Source organism: Neorhizobium sp. DAR64860/K0K1 (assembly GCF_050500205.1).
In the GTDB taxonomy this organism is placed as follows: domain Bacteria; phylum Pseudomonadota; class Alphaproteobacteria; order Rhizobiales; family Rhizobiaceae; genus Neorhizobium; species Neorhizobium soli.
Map to the genome: position 1 here is coordinate 2,999,215 of NZ_CP191459.1, position 16,428 is coordinate 3,015,642.

General features: G+C 60.0%; 21 protein-coding genes. 12 read left to right on the forward strand and 9 right to left on the reverse strand.

Annotated elements, in window-relative coordinates; all coding sequences use genetic code 11:
- Nucleotides 1–17: 17 nt before the first annotated feature.
- Genes lspA through ACQY1J_RS19065 form a run of 3 tightly spaced genes read right to left on the reverse strand, consistent with a single transcriptional unit; the run spans nt 18 to nt 2,577 of the window.
- Nucleotides 18–524, reverse strand: a complete 507-nt coding sequence (lspA, locus tag ACQY1J_RS19055; protein ID WP_325263903.1) for a signal peptidase II — start codon at nt 522–524, stop codon at nt 18–20.
- Complete coding sequence (locus tag ACQY1J_RS19060) at nt 524–1,381, reverse strand: TrmH family RNA methyltransferase (protein WP_430250577.1); 858 nt, start codon at nt 1,379–1,381, stop codon at nt 524–526. Before ACQY1J_RS19060 ends, lspA begins: the two co-directional genes overlap by 1 nt.
- Nucleotides 1,378–2,577 (reverse strand): class I SAM-dependent methyltransferase, encoded by a 1,200-nt coding sequence (locus ACQY1J_RS19065; RefSeq protein ID WP_430252004.1) that lies wholly within the window; start codon nt 2,575–2,577, stop codon nt 1,378–1,380. The genes ACQY1J_RS19060 and ACQY1J_RS19065 overlap by 4 nt, the downstream gene beginning before the upstream one ends.
- A gap of 133 nt (nt 2,578–2,710) precedes the next feature.
- Between ACQY1J_RS19065 and ACQY1J_RS19070 the strand changes: the two genes are divergently transcribed.
- A complete protein-coding gene (locus ACQY1J_RS19070; protein WP_113166972.1) occupies nt 2,711–3,181 on the forward strand; it encodes a CoxG family protein in 471 nt (156 codons plus the stop codon).
- 10 nt (nt 3,182–3,191) lie between these two features.
- Here the strand turns inward: ACQY1J_RS19070 and ACQY1J_RS19075 are convergent, their stop codons facing one another.
- From ACQY1J_RS19075 to sppA, 3 genes are all read right to left on the reverse strand, one after another.
- Nucleotides 3,192–3,569 (reverse strand): lipopolysaccharide assembly protein LapA domain-containing protein, encoded by a 378-nt coding sequence (locus ACQY1J_RS19075; protein WP_062454022.1) that lies wholly within the window; start codon nt 3,567–3,569, stop codon nt 3,192–3,194.
- A 118-nt stretch (nt 3,570–3,687) separates the two neighbouring features.
- Nucleotides 3,688–3,987, reverse strand: coding sequence for an integration host factor subunit beta (locus ACQY1J_RS19080; RefSeq protein ID WP_062454023.1), 300 nt, complete (start codon nt 3,985–3,987; stop codon nt 3,688–3,690).
- 47 nt (nt 3,988–4,034) lie between these two features.
- The gene (gene sppA / locus ACQY1J_RS19085; protein WP_092663766.1) at nt 4,035–4,991 is read right to left on the reverse strand and encodes a signal peptide peptidase SppA; all 957 of its coding nucleotides are present in this window, start codon (nt 4,989–4,991) and stop codon (nt 4,035–4,037) included.
- A gap of 213 nt (nt 4,992–5,204) precedes the next feature.
- Here sppA and lptC point away from each other — a divergent pair, with 213 nt between their 5' ends.
- The 7 genes from lptC (at nt 5,205) to ACQY1J_RS19120 (ending at nt 10,716) form a co-directional block, all read left to right on the forward strand.
- Complete coding sequence (lptC, locus tag ACQY1J_RS19090; protein WP_062578831.1) at nt 5,205–5,882, forward strand: LPS export ABC transporter periplasmic protein LptC; 678 nt, start codon at nt 5,205–5,207, stop codon at nt 5,880–5,882.
- Nucleotides 5,883–5,894: 12 nt separating this feature from the next.
- A complete protein-coding gene (locus ACQY1J_RS19095) occupies nt 5,895–6,443 on the forward strand; it encodes an LptA/OstA family protein (protein ID WP_113166971.1) in 549 nt (182 codons plus the stop codon).
- 18 nt (nt 6,444–6,461) lie between these two features.
- Nucleotides 6,462–7,262: an LPS export ABC transporter ATP-binding protein gene (lptB, locus tag ACQY1J_RS19100; protein ID WP_371816128.1), complete on the forward strand. Its 801-nt coding sequence runs from the start codon at nt 6,462–6,464 to the stop codon at nt 7,260–7,262.
- A 167-nt stretch (nt 7,263–7,429) separates the two neighbouring features.
- Nucleotides 7,430–9,013: an RNA polymerase factor sigma-54 gene (gene rpoN, locus ACQY1J_RS19105; protein WP_062454027.1), complete on the forward strand. Its 1,584-nt coding sequence runs from the start codon at nt 7,430–7,432 to the stop codon at nt 9,011–9,013.
- A gap of 228 nt (nt 9,014–9,241) precedes the next feature.
- Nucleotides 9,242–9,814: a ribosome hibernation-promoting factor, HPF/YfiA family gene (gene hpf, locus ACQY1J_RS19110; RefSeq protein ID WP_062454028.1), complete on the forward strand. Its 573-nt coding sequence runs from the start codon at nt 9,242–9,244 to the stop codon at nt 9,812–9,814.
- A gap of 61 nt (nt 9,815–9,875) precedes the next feature.
- Nucleotides 9,876–10,340 carry a PTS IIA-like nitrogen regulatory protein PtsN gene (gene ptsN, locus ACQY1J_RS19115; RefSeq protein ID WP_062454029.1) on the forward strand — a complete coding sequence of 155 codons (465 nt, stop codon included), beginning with the start codon at nt 9,876–9,878 and terminating at the stop codon, nt 10,338–10,340.
- Between the two features lie 139 nt (nt 10,341–10,479).
- The gene (locus ACQY1J_RS19120) at nt 10,480–10,716 is read left to right on the forward strand and encodes a hypothetical protein (protein WP_062454030.1); all 237 of its coding nucleotides are present in this window, start codon (nt 10,480–10,482) and stop codon (nt 10,714–10,716) included.
- A 72-nt stretch (nt 10,717–10,788) separates the two neighbouring features.
- On the opposite strand, the gene grpE is transcribed toward ACQY1J_RS19120, so the two are convergent.
- Together grpE and hrcA are read right to left on the reverse strand one after the other, a co-directional pair.
- Nucleotides 10,789–11,427, reverse strand: coding sequence for a nucleotide exchange factor GrpE (gene grpE, locus ACQY1J_RS19125; protein ID WP_062454031.1), 639 nt, complete (start codon nt 11,425–11,427; stop codon nt 10,789–10,791).
- Between the two features lie 89 nt (nt 11,428–11,516).
- Nucleotides 11,517–12,596 (reverse strand): heat-inducible transcriptional repressor HrcA, encoded by a 1,080-nt coding sequence (gene hrcA / locus ACQY1J_RS19130; protein WP_062454032.1) that lies wholly within the window; start codon nt 12,594–12,596, stop codon nt 11,517–11,519.
- Between the two features lie 133 nt (nt 12,597–12,729).
- Between hrcA and rph the strand changes: the two genes are divergently transcribed.
- From rph to hemW, 4 genes are all read left to right on the forward strand, one after another.
- A complete protein-coding gene (gene rph, locus ACQY1J_RS19135) occupies nt 12,730–13,449 on the forward strand; it encodes a ribonuclease PH (RefSeq protein ID WP_092663772.1) in 720 nt (239 codons plus the stop codon).
- Between the two features lie 123 nt (nt 13,450–13,572).
- Nucleotides 13,573–13,977, forward strand: a complete 405-nt coding sequence (locus ACQY1J_RS19140; protein WP_430250578.1) for a VOC family protein — start codon at nt 13,573–13,575, stop codon at nt 13,975–13,977.
- 8 nt (nt 13,978–13,985) lie between these two features.
- Nucleotides 13,986–14,630 carry an RdgB/HAM1 family non-canonical purine NTP pyrophosphatase gene (gene rdgB, locus ACQY1J_RS19145; RefSeq protein ID WP_430250579.1) on the forward strand — a complete coding sequence of 215 codons (645 nt, stop codon included), beginning with the start codon at nt 13,986–13,988 and terminating at the stop codon, nt 14,628–14,630.
- A 36-nt stretch (nt 14,631–14,666) separates the two neighbouring features.
- Nucleotides 14,667–15,830, forward strand: coding sequence for a radical SAM family heme chaperone HemW (gene hemW, locus ACQY1J_RS19150; RefSeq protein ID WP_062454924.1), 1,164 nt, complete (start codon nt 14,667–14,669; stop codon nt 15,828–15,830).
- On the opposite strand, the gene ACQY1J_RS19155 is transcribed toward hemW, so the two are convergent.
- Entirely contained in the window at nt 15,831–16,424 is a 594-nt protein-coding gene (locus tag ACQY1J_RS19155) for a class I SAM-dependent methyltransferase (RefSeq protein ID WP_430250580.1), read from the reverse strand.
- Between the last annotated feature and the right edge of the window lie 4 nt (nt 16,425–16,428).

Sequence of the window (16,428 nt, forward strand, 5' to 3'; positions counted from 1 at the left end):
TTATCCGTCGAGCAAAATTACTTCTGCTCGTCTACGGATGCCGCCGCTTTGGGACCGAACAGCTCGTCGACAATGACGAGACCTGCACCGACGCTGATAAAACTGTCCGCGAGATTGAACACGGCAAACGACCAGGTGGCGGTGTGAAACAGGATGTAATCCACCACATGCCCGTAAACGATGCCATCGATCAGATTGCCGATCGCACCGGCGATGATCATCGCATAGCCGAGATGGGCAAAGGGCCGGTCCTTGGGCGTGCGGCGCCAGAGCCACAGCACGAAGGCAACGATGACGAGGCGCATGCCGATGATGAATTCGCGCTCCATGCCGGACAGAAGCGAGAAGGCTACGCCCATATTATAGGTGCGGTAGAGCGCCAGAAACGGCATGACCGGCACCATTTGCTCTAGCGGCAGCGAATTTTCGACCGCGATCTTGATCGCCTGGTCGAGTAGCACGGCGATGATGATGAAGATGACCGCACTGATGGGTCGCGACAGGAGACCAACGCGAGCGGTCATTATTTATCCTCCAGCGTCAGCAGATGGCGGCGGGCTTCAAACAGCATGACGGCCGTCGCGACCGCGAGATTGAGCGAGTCCGCCCTGCCCTGTTGCGGAATTTTGACCGTGCGATCGGCGGCGTGCGCAAGGCTGTCTGGCAGCCCGGACTGCTCGTTGCCCATCAGGAGAACGACCGGTTTGCGGGTATAGTCCGCAGTGCGATAATCCACGGCGCCGGCCAGATGGGTGGCGACGACGCTGACGCCCGCTCCCTTTTGCCAGTTCAGGAATTCTTCCGCCGAGCAGCGGATGACCGGCATCGCAAAAATCGAGCCCATCGTGGCGCGTACGGTTTCCAGCGAGAACGGGTCGGTGCTTTCGCCGACCAGAAGAACGGCGGAGGCGCCGGCGGCATCGGCCGTGCGGATGATCGTGCCGAGATTGCCCGGATCGCGGACGCGGTCGAGCGCGACGAATGTCTGCTCAGCCTGAGGCTTCAGATCGGCAAGCCGTGCCCAGCGCTGCTCGAAAATACCGACCACCATCTGCGGATTGTCGCGGCGCGTGATCGACGACAGGACCTTTTCGCTGACCTCGAGAACGAGGCCGCCATCAGCAACGGTCTTTGCCGCAACCTGTTCGACCAGCGGCTTGGCCTTGGCAGCCTTGGCATAGACGAGCGTGCGGATTGTCCAGCCGAGTTCCAGCGCATCGATGACCAGTTTCAGCCCCTCCGCCATGAAGGCACCGGATTCTTCCCGGTGCTTCTTGTCGGTGAGAAGCTTGATGTCCTTGATGATGGGGTTGGCGAGCGAGGTGACTTCCTTCACCTGCCCGACGCGCCGTGGCCCGTTTCTGTGAAAATTATCGCTCATGCGGGTACCCAACGGCTGAAAAGAGAGGTGGAAAGCGCGCGGCCACGGACTTTGCCGTCAAGGCCCGCTTCCCGGATGACGAGTTCGCCCGATTCCACAACGCCATCTGCGCCGCGCATGGTTTCGCGCATCAGTTCATGGATGGAATAGAAGCTGGCGCGGATCGAATAGGCCGTCAGCACCAACCCGACCGCCTTGGGCGACAGGAGTTGCCGGCAGACATCGAGCATCAGCGGCAAATGGTCGAACAGATGCCAGACCTCGCCATTCGGACCGCGGCCGAATTTCGGCGGATCGGTGAGAATGATGTCGTAGGTGTTGCCGCGGCGTTCCTCGCGCAGGATAAACTTCATCGCGTCTTCGCAGATCCAGCGGATCGGTGCCTTTTCGAGACGCGACAAGGACTGGTTCTCGCGACCCCAGCCGATCGCCTTTTTCGACGCATCGACATGGGTGACTTCGGCACCGGCGGCTGCCGCCACGAGCGAGGCGACGCCGGTATAGCCGAACAGGTTGAGGACTTTCAGGGTGCGCCCGGCCTTGGCGGCTTCCTCGACGCGTTCCTTCATCCACTCCCAGTGGACGATCTGTTCCGGAAACACGCCGACATGGCGAAATGCGGTAAAGCGGCCGTGGAAATCGATACCGAGAAGGGCGAGAGGCCAGGTTTCCCCGAGCACTTGTGATGGGAAGCGCCAACGGCCCATGCCGTCTTCATCCGTGTCGCCGGTGAAGATTGCGTCGGCATTTTCCCAGATGTCGTCGGCAAGCGTCGGCTGCCACAAGGCCTGGGCTTCCGGGCGCACGACCCGGTAATCGCCGTATTGCTCAAGCTTCAGGCCGCGGCCGGTGTCGATCAGGTGGAAATCGCCAGCGCCCGACGATTCCAGAATGATCGGCACGCGTTCGGCGGGCAGATTTCCGCTGCGGGCAAGAAGCGGACGCGTTTCGACCGGTACGTGCGGTTGTGCCTGTGGTCTGTCAGGACGGCGCGACTGGGTGGTTTGGGCTTCGGCCCGACCTTCCGAGCGCGCAGCCTGGGGGCCGGTCGACCTGGTGCGGGTTGCGGCAACGGCCGGACGGCTGCCAGCTTCGCTGCGGCGCTTGTCCGGGCTTTTTGCAGGCGACTTAGGCGCGCCCTTGGCTGCTGGCTTCTCCGGGCGCTTGCCGGTCGGCCGCCTTTCCTTGTTCTTCACTGCGATCATCCGCTCGGGTTCTTGTCTTTCGCAGCAGATAGCATCTGTGCCGCGTTCTTCAAAGCCGGCAATAGCGTCAGATCTGTTTTCGCGCGCTTCCATGCCTATCTTATCAGCGAAACGGGAGATCGAGATGGATATCGAAGGGCAGGAACGGATCGCGGCGCCGCGGGATATCGTGTGGCGCGCGCTGAACGATGCCGAAACCATCCGCCAGTGCATTCCCGGTTGCGAGCGTCTGGAGTGGATTTCGGACAACGAACTTGCCGCCAGCATCAAGGTTCGCTTCAGCCTGATCTCGCTTGGCCTTGCCGGCACGATCACGCTTTCGAACATCAGGGCGGGAGAAAGCTACACGATCTCCGCCGAGGGTCAGGGAAGCGTTGCGGGATTTGCCAAGGGCGCGGCCGATGTACGGCTTGAGGCCGACGGGACTGAGACCGTGCTGCATTATATCGCGCGGGCGCAAACCGGAGGGCGTATCTCGCAGCTTGGTTCCAAGCTCGTGCGGTCGACAACCGAGAAGCTGGCAGCAAAGTTCTTTGCGGACTTCAACGCAGCGGTCATCGCCAAGACGGCGGAGGCCAGAACCGAGGGGCTCTGACCGCGGGTCGTTATCTGGCTGGAAGCGCGGCGTTGCTGGCCGGGGCGGGAACAATGGCCTGGTTGGCCGGAACGACTGACGGCGACGGCTTGACCGCGGCAGTGTTCTCCTTTTGCAGACGGACGGCCTCGCGAGCTTCAATCCGGGCCTGTCTGCGATGCTTGCCCTGGCTCCACCAGGTCACGAACGAGCCAAGCGCCATGCCGAACAGGAGCGCCAGCAGTACCAGCAGGAACAGCGGTGCCGTCAGCGACAGGACGCTGTCTTCCGGACGGAAGGGATTGAGTGCGAGCGTGACGCTTTGACGGTTGGCGACGGCCAGAACGATCAAAACGATGCCGAGGGGCACAAAGATCACGAGGCTCACGATCCTCTTGAACTTGGTCATGGTTTTCTCCCGGCAAGTGACAATCAAACGATGGATCGCCGGTCATCGCTGCCGGCGTCTAGTGCAGAATAGAGGGCGGCGTCATGCTTTCAAGTGTGATGCCCGACCTTCGACGCGATCAATCGTCCTCGTCGGCCAAATCCGGGTTGAGGCGCTCGCGCAATTCCTTGCCCGTTTTGAAGAACGGCACCCATTTTTCCTCGACAAAGACGCTTTCGCCTGTGCGCGGATTGCGGCCGGAGCGCGACGGACGGTTCTTTACCGAAAACGCGCCGAAGCCACGCAGCTCGACCCGGTTACCTCCGGCGAGAGCATCAGTGATCTCGTCGAGGACCGCATTGACGATATTCTCGACGTCACGATGGTAGAGATGCGGATTGCGCGCTGCAACGATCTGCACCAGTTCAGATTTGATCACTTCTGCCCCCTGAAAAAAGTTAGGTGCCCCCTGAAAAAATTAGGCTTTCAGTCGCTTCCAACCTGCCAAACGGAAACCAGACCGTCAAGGAACAACTTGTCGGAGCCGAAGATCCGAAGCGCTGCCGGGGAAAGCTGGTCGCCCAGTCCGGTCATGCGGAAAAACTGCGACACGGCACTGGCGAACCAGAATGAGGACGAGGACTTGCCGTCCTTCCATTCCACTTCTGGCAGGCTTTTGGCCACACCGCGGGTCTCCAGATAGGCGCGGACCTCGTCTTCGCCGCCGAGTTCATCGACCAGCTTGACGGCAAGCGCCTGACGGCCTGTGAAGATCGTACCGTCAGCGAGTTTCAGAACCTCATCGCGCGGCATGTTGCGGCGATCGGCCACGAGATCGACGAACCAAGCGTAGCTGTCCATCACCATATTGCGGATCATCGTCTTGGCTTCTTCGCTGGCAGGATGGAAGGGCGATGGCTCGGCCTTCAGCGGCGCCGACTTGATCTCCTCCAGCGATACGCCGATCTTTTTCAGCGCTTCATCGACCTGAGGGTACTGAAAGATGACGCCGATCGAGCCGGTGATGGAGCTTTCGCCGGCGACGATATGATCGCCAGCAGATGCAATCATGTAGCCGGCGGATGCGGCAAGAGTGCGGACCTGCGAGACGACGGGCTTGGTTTGCGCGATATGGCGGATGGCCTTGAAGATGCGCTCGCCGCCATAGGTCGTTCCGCCCGGAGAATTGATCGAGACGATGAGCGCCTTTGCCTGGCTGCTTTCGGCGATCTTCTCCAATCGCTCCAGCAATTCCCTGTCGTCAAGGATCATGCCTGAGATATCGACGCGGGCGACGTGCGCGACCGCGGAGTTGCCACTGGCGCCGACCGTAACCCGATACAGCGCGAAACCGATGCCGACGAGAAACACAAGGGCCGCAACCCGCCAGAAACTCAGTTTCCGACGCAACTGGCGCCGTTCAGCAATCCCCATCTGATCCATTCTCAATCCTCATAGCGAGCCAGCCCAAATAGGGTCCGGCTTTTTGTTTCAAGCGGGCATATCACGTTTTTATGTTGTCCATTATTGTTTGTTGAACGATAAAAACCATATTGAGGCCGCAGGTGAACAACTAGCGCCACTTACGTCGATCTCAACGCAGGCGGCCCAGTCATCTTTACGACAAATCTTGCCGGAAAGGACCGGACGAGCAGAATGCTGCAGCATATCCGCAACCCAGCCCTGGCCGGCGCTTCCCGTGCGATCGGGCAGTCGCCCGACGATATCTATCAGTCGGCACTTGCCCATTCCGCAAGGGTGCGCAAGCTCAAGATATTCCTGCCGATCAGTGCAGCCATCATCTCCGCCGCCTTTATCGGGGTGGCGATCGTGCGCGCCTATCTGCCGGAAAACCTGTCGATCGAAAGCGCGCGCATCGAAAATGGCAAGATCGTCATGGAACGGCCCGCGATTTCCGGCCGCAACAGCGACGGCATCAGCTATTCGATGATTGCCAACCGCGCATTGCAGGATATCCAGAACCCGAACATGATCAGCCTCGAAAACGTCAAGGCGGCCGTGCCGATCAATGACGAGGTCGTTGCGCGTGTCACGGCCGCCGGAGCCGACTTCGATCGTGGCGCCGACAAGCTGGATCTTACCAAACCATTCGACGTTAATTTGTCCAACGGGATTACTGCGCGCTTCCAATCCGCCCGCCTCGATATACCGGGTGGATTGATGGATACGCCGGACCCGGTCAAAATCTCCATGGACGCGGGTTCCATTGTTGCGAACTCCCTGAAGATAACGGATAAGGGACACACAATCACCCTGATCGGCAAGGTTCAGGTCGACCTCGACCCTGCCCGCATCCGCAACCAAGGCAAATAGGGCACGGCCGCAATGACGAATCGACTCTTTCGTATCTCTTCCGCCGTAATGGCCACCGGACTGATGTTCGGCCTTGCCTTTAGCGCGACCGCCCAGACCACCAGCAGCAAGATGGAAGGCTTGAAGCTTTCCAACGATGCGCCGATCCAGATCCAGAGCGACCAGCTGGAAATCAAGGATCAGGAAAAACGTGCCTTCTTCACCGGCAATGTGCAGGTGGTGCAGGGTACGACCACGATGAAGGCCGGCAAGATGACCGTGCTTTACAAAGGTGAAGGCGCTTCGGTGACCTCCGGCAGCACCGACATCGACAAGATCTTTCTCGACGACACCGTTTTCCTCACCTCGGGCACTCAGCAGGCGACCGCCGAAAAGGGCGAGTTCGACATGACCTCGCAGACCTTCGTGCTTTCCGGCAAGCAAGTGGTGCTTTCCGAAGGCGCCAACGTGTTTCGCGGCTGCAAGCTGACCGTGCAGATGGCGACCGGACAGGCGAAGCTCGATTCCTGCGGTGGCCGCGTGGAAATCATGCTCGACCCGAAGTCGCGACCTAAGCAATAGAAATCCAAGCCCTTGAAAATACCTTTCCTCTCCAACCGGTCCGCCGACCGGTCGCCCGTGACCGAACCTTTCATTGCACGCGACAAGGCGCGCTATGAGGGTACGCTGGTGGCGCATGGTCTTTCCAAGACCTATGACACGCGGCGCGTGGTGAACGGCGTATCGCTGGTCGTTCGCAAGGGCGAGGCTGTCGGCCTGCTCGGACCGAACGGCGCCGGCAAGACGACGTGTTTCTACATGATCACCGGGCTTGTGCCTGTCGATGAGGGCATGATTGCCATCAATGGCAACGAGGTGACGCATATGCCGATGTATCGGCGCGCGCGTCTCGGCGTCGGCTACCTGCCGCAGGAAGCCTCGATCTTTCGCGGACTGTCCGTCGAAGACAATATCCGGGCGGTTCTCGAAGTGCACGAACCGAACCGCGACAAGCGCGAAGCGAAGCTCGACGAGTTGCTGGAAGAATTCCACATCAGCCAGTTGCGCAAGTCCGCGGCTGTCGCGTTGTCGGGTGGCGAACGGCGTCGCCTCGAGATCGCCCGCGCGCTGGCGACCGACCCTGCCTTCATGCTGCTGGACGAGCCGTTTGCCGGTGTCGACCCGATTTCCGTTTCCGACATCCAGAACCTGGTTCGCCACTTGACGGCGCGCGGTATCGGGGTACTGATAACGGATCACAACGTCCGCGAAACGCTGGGTCTCATCGATCGCGCCTACATTATTCACGCAGGCGAAGTCCTGACGCATGGCAGGGCCGACGATATCGTCAACAATCCGGATGTTCGTCGTCTTTACCTTGGCGACAAGTTCAGCCTCTGAGGCCAGAAAGAATCCACTTTCCCGCTTCGTGCCGCTTGACCAAATCTATCAAAAAAGCAATTCTTGTGCCAGTTGAAGGATGGCGCCGATAATCTCGGTGTCTTCCTCTCAACTATCGTGCGATGACCGCATGATTTTAAGGAGATCACGGGAGTTTCGCGTCCGCCATGGGGTTATCTGCCAGTCTTTTTCTGCGACAGAGCCAATCGCTGGTGATGACACCGCAGCTGATGCAGTCCATTCAGCTGCTGCAGATGACGCATTTTGAACTCAACCAGTTCATCGCGCAGGAAGTCGAGAAAAATCCGCTGCTCGAAATAGCGGCAGGCGACGGCGATGGTGATGCGGATTTAGGCGGGCTTGATCCCCGCGATCTGGAGTTTTCCGGTTCGCGCGAGGATGACGGACCGTTCGAAGGCCAATCGGCGGCGCAAGCCGATGTCGGCTCCCTCGACTGGTATGAGAGCGCAACCCGCGACGGCACGGCCAAGCTTGGCGATCACCTCGATGCCAGCCTTGAAAACGTGTTTCCCGACGACGCACCGGCACAGCGGCCGGACGCGCCCGAACTTCTCGGCCAGTGGAAATCGATGCCCGGCGGCGATGCCGGCGAGGACTACGACCTCGACGATTTCGTTGCGGGTCAGGTGACCCTGCGCGATCATCTCGGACAACAGCTGCCTTTCGTGGTGACCACCCCGGGCGACCGGTTGATCGCCCAGGACCTGCTCGACCAGTTGGACGATGCCGGCTATTTCCAGGGCGACATCGAAGAGGTCGCGGCCCGTCTCGGCAAGGCGCCGGAGGCGGTAGAGGCCGTTCTCATTCAGCTGCAAACCTTCGATCCACCCGGGGTATTTTGCCGTAGCCTGAGCGAATGCCTGGCGATCCAGCTGCGCCAGAACGACCGGCTGGACCCGGCCATGGCAGCGCTGATCGATCACCTCGATCTTCTCGCCAAGCGTGACTTTGCGTCTCTGCGCAAGATCTGCGGCGTGGACGACGAAGATCTGATCGACATGATGGCTGAAATCCGCAAGCTCAACCCGAAGCCGGGTGCAGGCTTCGAGGGCGGGTTCTCACAATCGATCTCACCTGATGTCGTGGTCCGGCCATCGCTTGATGGTGGATGGAACGTCGAACTCAATCCCGATACCCTGCCGCGCGTTCTGGTCAATCAGACCTATTTCAACACGGTCTCCAAACACTGCCCGAAGAACGGCGAAGATCACAATTTTCTGTCGGACTGCATGCAGACGGCGAACTGGCTCGCCCGCAGCCTCGACCAGCGCGCCAAGACGATCATGAAAGTGGCAAGCGAGATCGTACGCCAGCAGGATGCCTTCCTGCTGCATGGCGTCGATCACCTGCGACCGCTCAACCTGAAGACGGTGGCAGAGGCCATCAAGATGCACGAATCCACCGTCAGCCGCGTCACCTCCAACAAGTATGTGCTGACGCCACGCGGCCTGTTCGAACTGAAATACTTCTTCACAGTGTCGATCGGCTCGGCGGAAGAAGGTGGAGACACCCATTCGGCCGAATCGGTGCGGCATCGCATCCGGTTGTTGATTTCTCAGGAGCTGCCGAGTGCCGTCCTGTCGGATGACGACATTGTCATCAGCCTCAAACAGGGCGGTGTCGAACTTGCGCGCCGGACGGTGGCGAAATATCGCGAGGCGATGAACATTCCGTCATCGGTGCAACGCAGGCGGGAAAAGCGCGCCATCGCGAAACTGGCAGCGTTCTAGCCTCACATATCGAGTGCAGTCATAGGCGACCCGGTATTCGCCACACGTGCCGCACAGATTGACATTCCGTTAATGGCAGTTTAGAGACCCGCCGCAACCTGACCGGGCGACACGGGATCTAAACCAATTCCCAAACCAATTTGGCCCTGCCATTCGTGAACCGCTTGGATCAAGAGGCCGGTTGGCGTAGACTGGAACATGCAAGTCACGACAATAAGGAGTAACTCCATGAGTGTGCGTGTATCCGGTAAACATATGGAAATCGGCGACTCGTTTCGACAGAAGATCGAGGACCACATCGGCGGTGCAGTGACCAAATACTTCGACGGGGGGTATTCGGGTCAGGTGATCGTCGAGAAGTCCGGCTCGCGTTTTTCGGCAGATTGCAAGGTGCATCTCGATACCGGGATCGTCCTGCATGCGGCCGGAGAAGCGAATGATCCACAGGCAAGTTTCGATGCTGCAGCGGAGCGGATCGAAAAACGCCTTCGTCGCTACAAGCGTCGACTGAAGGACCATCACGCCGGCAATCACGCGAACGGTTTTTCCGAAGTGGCTTACACGGTCATGGACCGTGTACCGGATGAAGAAGACGACGTGCCAGACGATTTCGCACCGACCATCGTTGCGGAAAGCACGAAGCAGTTGATGACGATGTCCGTTGCGACCGCCGTGATGGCGCTCGACATGACGGACGAACCGGTCCTGTTGTTCCGCAGCCCTGGAAAGGAGCTGAACATCGTGTACCGGCGCAATGACGGAAATATCGGTTGGATCGATTCCACCGGTATGAAGAACTAAAAACTCTCGGGAGAGCGCCTTTGGCGCTCTCTTCGCCCTTCGCGGCAAAAGGATGATAAGAATGGCTTTGGCGGATTTGCTGCAGCAAGATGCGATTGTTCCTGCCCTTAAAGTGACCTCCAAGAAGCAGCTTCTTCAGGAACTTGCTGTGAAAGCGGCCAAGCTGACGGGTGTTCCCGAGCGGGAGATCTTCGACGTCATCCTGCAACGGGAGCGGCTGGGGTCGACGGGCGTTGGCCACGGCATTGCCATCCCACATGGCAAGCTCAGCAGCATATCGTCCATCAAGGGCGTGTTCGCCCGCCTGGAATCGCCGATCGACTTCGAAGCGCTTGATGACGAGCCGGTCGATCTTGTGTTCCTGCTGCTCGCCCCAGAGGGCGCCGGTGCCGACCACCTGAAGGCGCTTTCGCGTATTGCCCGCGTATTGCGCGATCAGGATCTCGTCGCCAAGCTTCGCAAGACCGATTCCGCGTCGGCAATCTACGCCTTTCTGAATGCAGAACAGGCAAACCACGCCGCCTGAGGCGGCTCTATACTCCTTTTCTATAGAGTAAAGCCGCCCGTTCGCCCTCGAATGGAGCGGCTAATCTTGTTTTCGAACCCTCTTTAGAATTGCCTTTTGTCAAATACGCCACATGTCTTTCCCGTTGAAGGAGATAGACATGAATGACGACATACGTGCCAGGATCGCTGCGAATGACAGACTGCTCAAGGCGGTTATCATCCTGCTGGCGATCAAGGATCCCCATCTTCTCGATGAGCTCGATGCAATCTTCAAAATTGCCGATGGTCAGGAGGGACTGATCGGCGATGCGGACAAGAAGACCCGAGCCCATCTCAATTCGGAACTGGCCCTGATCCGTTCCCTGGCGCATGTTTCGCTGGATACGACGCACTGATCCTTACCCGCGGTCGCCAAACGCAAATGGGCGCCCGAGGCGCCCATTTTTCTTGGAAAGGCTCTAAGGAGCTCAGTCCTTCTTGTCTTCAGCCGCCGCTGCTTCAACCTTCGGGCCGCCCTTGGCGACGCCGACCATGGCCGGGCGCAAGACGCGTTCGCCAATAATGAAGCCGGCCTGGACGACCTGCATGACAGTGTTGTTGGGTACATCCGCATTCGGGATCTCGAACATGGCCTGATGGAAGTTCGGATCGAACTTCTCGCCTTCGGCATCGATCTTCTTGACGCCGTGCCGCTCGAGTGTCGACAGCATGCCACGCTCGGTCATTTCGACGCCTTCAAGCAGGCTCGTCAGCGTCGCATCGGCTCCGGCACGCTTGTCTGCCGGAACAGTGTCGAGCGCGCGGCGCAGATTGTCCGAGACGGCCAGCATGTCGCGGGCAAAGCCCGAGACGGCGTAGGACTTGGCATCCTTTACTTCACGCTCGGTGCGGCGGCGAAGGTTGTCCATTTCTGCGGCAAGCCGCATGAAACGATCGCGCAGATCGGAATTTTCGGCCTTGAGCACATCGATCGGATCGGGCTCCTGCGCGAAGAAGGCTTCCCCTGCGCTCTGATCGGCGGCGTCTTCGAGAGCGGACGCCACGGCTTCCGCCGTGTTTTCGACAGCAGCTGCGTCAGGTCCGTTCTTCTTGGTTTCGTCGGTCATGACGGTCTCCGGTGCGTATTGGAATCTGGAAGGGTGGTTGCGCCCGATATCGAGGTTCGGGGCGAAAAAATCAAGGCCTTGGGAACATCCTAGCGGGATAGCCTTGCGAGCAGCTGCGCCGTGTAATCCACCATGGGCACGATGCGGGAGTAATTGAGCCGGGTTGGGCCGATCACGCCGACCGCGCCGACGATGCGTTCCTCGCCGTCACGATAGGGCGCAACGATGAGCGAGGAGCCGGACAGGGAGAACAGTTTGTTTTCCGAACCGATGAAGATCCGCACTCCCGGTCCCTTTTCGGCAAGGTCGAGGATCTCGATCAGGCTGTCCTTCTTTTCGAGATCATCAAACAGCAGACGCAGCCGATCGAGATCGCTGACATCGGCCAGACCTTCCAAGAGGTTTGCCCGGCCGCGGACGATAAGCTGGCCCGGCTTTCCGTCCTCCTGATCGCCCGACCAGAAGGCGAGGCCTCGCTCCACCAGATCATGCGACAGCGTGTGAAGCTCGCTTGCGACCTGTTCCTTCAGCATTTTCATCTGGCCGCGAAATTCCGGCAGCGTCTGGCCGGCGAGATGCGCGTTGAGGAAATTTGCGGCCTCGCCGAGCTGCGACGAGGTCACGCCTGCGGGCAGGTCGATAATCCGGTTCTCCACCTGATTATGATCGCCAACAAGGACGGCCAGCGCCTTGGTGGGCTCCAGGCGGATGAACTCGACATGTTTGAGGACGGGATCGTTCTTGGCGGTGATGACGATGCCGGCGCCGCGCGAGACGCCAGACAGCATCAGGCTTGCATCGGCCATCAGGTTTTCGAGCGTCTGATCGCGATCCGGCGGACGGATCTGCCGGTCGATGCTGGCGCGGTCTTCTTCCGAGAGATTGCCGACCTGCATGAAGGCATCGACAAAGAACCGCAGCCCTGTCTGGGTCGGCATGCGGCCTGCACTGATATGCGGCGAGTAGATGAGGCCGAGCTCTTCCAGATCGCTCATGACGTTGCGCACCGAGGCCGGTGACAGCGACATCGGCAGAAGTCGCGACAGATTGCGCGAACCGACCGGCTCGCCGGATTCCAGATAGCTTTCCACGATGCGGCGAAAGATTTCCCGCGAACGATCATCAAGCACGGAGCCGTTGTCGCGACCCGTCAGTCCCGGAAATACCATTGGCCCCTTTACCATGCTGCTGACCTCATCTCCCAGATATAGTCGCTCACTTGCGCATCCGCAAAAGGGAAATTCTTTGCAAATGCCGGCTCCGAGCCTTAGAAGGCGGAAACAATAATCCAGGGAGTGACGGATGCGGCCTTCAGGCAGACAGACAAATCAGATGCGCAAGATTTCGTTCGAGCGCAATTTCTCCAAGCATGCCGAGGGCTCCTGTCTCGTCAAGTTCGGCGATACCCATGTTCTGTGCACCGCAAGCCTTGAAGAAAAGACGCCGCCGTGGCTGCGCAATTCCGGCAAGGGCTGGGTCACCGCCGAATACGGAATGCTGCCGCGCGCCACCGGCGACCGGATGAAGCGCGAGGCTGCGACAGGCAAGCAGGGTGGCCGTACCCAGGAAATCCAGCGCCTGATTGGCCGTTCGCTGCGCGCCGTGGTCGACCTTTCCGCGCTTGGCGAAAAGCAGATCACCATCGACTGCGACGTGATCCAGGCCGATGGCGGCACCCGCACGGCGGCCATTACCGGTGGCTGGCTGGCGCTGTACGATTGCCTGAAATGGATGGACACCCGCTCGATGATCAAGCTCGACAAGGTTCTGAAAGACCATGTCGCGGCGATCTCGTGCGGCATCTTTGCAAGCCAGCCGGTCATCGATCTCGACTATCTCGAAGATTCGGCCGCCGAGACAGACGCGAATTTCGTCATGACGGGTAGCGGCGGCATCGTCGAGATTCAGGGCACGGCCGAGGGGGCTCCCTTCAGCCAGGAGGAATTCCTCAACCTGCTGTCGCTGGCACAGGACGGCACCCGGGAACTGGTAGCTCTGCAGAAGCAGGCGATCGGCGGCTGATTTCAACGCTGGCTGATCCAAGAGTTGCGAGGGGCAGTCTTCCTTTCCAGAGAGACTACCTCTCGATCGAACCTCCTCCCCCGCCTTCATGGCGGGGCAGCATCAGACAAGGGAGCCACTGTTTTGATCGACGGCATTCTCGAAACAGCGCTCTATGTCGATGATCTCGATGCGGCGGAAGCCTTTTACGGTGAACTGCTCGGGCTTGAGCGGGTGCTGCGGGCCGGCGATCGCCACGTGTTTTACCGATGCGGACCCGGCATCCTGTTGATCTTCAATCGCGCCGAGACGCTGAAGTCGCCGCCTGATGATGCGCTGCCGGTTCCGCCGCATGGCACGACAGGACCGGGGCATGTGTGCTTTCGTATGGACGGCCCGGCGATTGACAGAATGGTCGAAAAGCTCAACAAGGCGGGCATCGTGATTGAAAGCGATTTTCGCTGGCCGACCGGCGCCCGATCCATCTATTTCCGTGACCCGGCCGGCAACAGCCTGGAATGCGCAGAGCCGAGGCTCTTGAATCTATAGGAACCTTCATGCGCAAGCTTGAGACGAAAACGATCGTCGTTGCCAGCCACAATGCCGGCAAGATCCGTGAGATTGCCGAATTGATCGGTCCGTTCGGCTTTTCGGCAAAGTCCGCAGCCGAACTGAAGTTCGAGGAACCGGACGAGACCGGCACGACATTCGAGGAAAATGCGGCGATCAAGGCGCTTGCGTCTGCCAAGGCGTCCGGCCTGCCCGCCCTTTCCGACGATAGCGGCATCGTCATCGATGCGCTGGACGGTGCTCCCGGTGTCTATACCGCCAACTGGGCCGAGCGCGAGGATGGCAGCCGCGATTTCGCGATGGCGATGCAGAAGGTGGAAGACGCGCTGCAGAAAAAAGGTGCGACCACGCCCGACAAGCGCAGCTGCCGTTTTGTGAGCGTTCTCTGCCTTGCCTGGCCGGACGGCCACACCGAACTCTTCCGCGGCGATGTCGAAGGCGTTGTCGCCTGGCCGCCGCGTGGTGCTGCCGGGTTCGGTTACGACCCGATCTTCCAGCCGGAAGGCCACGAGACCACGTTTGGCGAAATGACCAGCGAGGAAAAGCACGGCTGGAAGCCTGGCGATGAGCACGCGCTTTCGCACCGGGCCCGCGCGTTCAAGCTGTTCGTCGAAACCTGCCTGGAGGCCTGATCCCCATTGAACGCCGTCGCTCCCCTTTTTCCCGGCATGCTGCTACCCGACACGGGTGAGCCGGGCTTCGGCGTTTACGTGCACTGGCCGTTTTGCGCGGCCAAATGCCCCTATTGCGATTTCAACAGCCATGTCCGCCACCAGCCCGTGGATCAGCTCCGCTACACCGCCGCGTTTCTGAAAGAGATGGAAACGATGCGCAAGATGAGCGGACCGAAGACGGTCACGAGCATCTTTCTGGGCGGCGGTACGCCTTCGCTGATGGATCCTTCAACCGTCGGGGCGATCCTCAACGGGATCGCGCAGCACTGGCATGTGCCTGACGGGATCGAGATCACGATGGAAGCCAACCCTTCCAGCGTCGAGGCGGAACGCTTTCGCGGCTACAGGGCTGCCGGCATCAACCGGGTCTCGATGGGCGTGCAGGCTCTCAACGATACGGATCTCAAATTCCTCGGCCGCCTGCATGACGTGGCCGACGCGCTGAAGGCGATCAAGCTGGCGCGCGAGATCTTTCCGCGCATGTCGTTCGACCTGATCTACGCCCGGCCGAAGCAGACGGTGGAGGCTTGGGAAGCGGAGCTGAAGCAGGCCATTTCCTATGCCGTCGATCACCTTTCCCTTTATCAGCTGACGATCGAGGAAGGCACGCCGTTCTACGGCCTGCACAAGGCTGGTAAGCTGATCGTTCCAGATGACGAGCAGTCGGCGCTTCTCTATGAGGCGACGCAGGAGATCACGGCCGCGCATGGCATGCCGGCCTACGAGGTCTCCAACCACGCCAAGCCGGGTGCCGAAAGCCGGCACAACCTGACCTACTGGCGCTATGGCGACTATGCCGGCATCGGTCCCGGCGCGCATGGCCGTCTGACGCGGGGACGCGACAAGATCGCCACTGCCACCGAGCGGCGTCCGGAGACCTGGCTGGATCAGGTCGAGACACAAGGCCACGGCATGGTCGACCAGGAACTGCTAGGCTTCGACGAGCAGGCGGACGAGTTGCTTCTGATGGGACTGCGCCTGACCGAAGGCGTCGACCTGGCGCGCTGGCAGGAGCTTTCCGGCCGCGATCCGGACCCGGTCCGCGAAGAGCGGCTTCTGGAACACGGCTTTATCGAGCGGCTGGGAAATTCCAGGCTGCGCTGCACGCCGTCCGGCATGCTGATCCTCGATGCTGTTGTTGCCGACCTCGCCTGCTGACTAGGCCTTTACCGCCGTCACATGCAGCCATTCGGTCGGCCGGTCATCATAGCCGCTGCCGTCGTTCGTGCTTATCTCGAGCGATGACCACGTGACGGTCCTGTAGGCCTGTTCGAGCCAGGGCCGCGACGGGTTGTTGTAATAGCGACCTATCGCATCCGTCATCTCTTCGCCGCCGGTCTTGTAGCTTGCGTAGAAAATGCCGCCAGGGCGCAGCGCCCGATGGATGCGGGCAAGGATATCGGCAAGATCGTTTATCGGCGTGTGGAGAAGGCAGGCATTGGCCCAGACGCCGTCATAGGCCGCCACGCTGGCGATATCCCCGAAGCGCAGTACCGCAACCGTGCGCCCCAGGCGGCGCGAGGCTTGCTCTGCCATTTCCGCAACGCCATCCGTCGGGGTGACGTCAAAGCCGCGTTCAATCATGAAACCGCTGTCGCGGCCATTGCCGCAGCCGAGTTCCAGAATTAGGGCACCCGGAGAGAGGCGGGAGAGAAATGCTTCCAGCCTGATCTCGTTCGCCTTTTCCCGATAACCGGCATAGGCCTTCGCATTGTCGGCGTAGAAGCGGAGGGTCTGATCGTGCTCCGCCATGGCT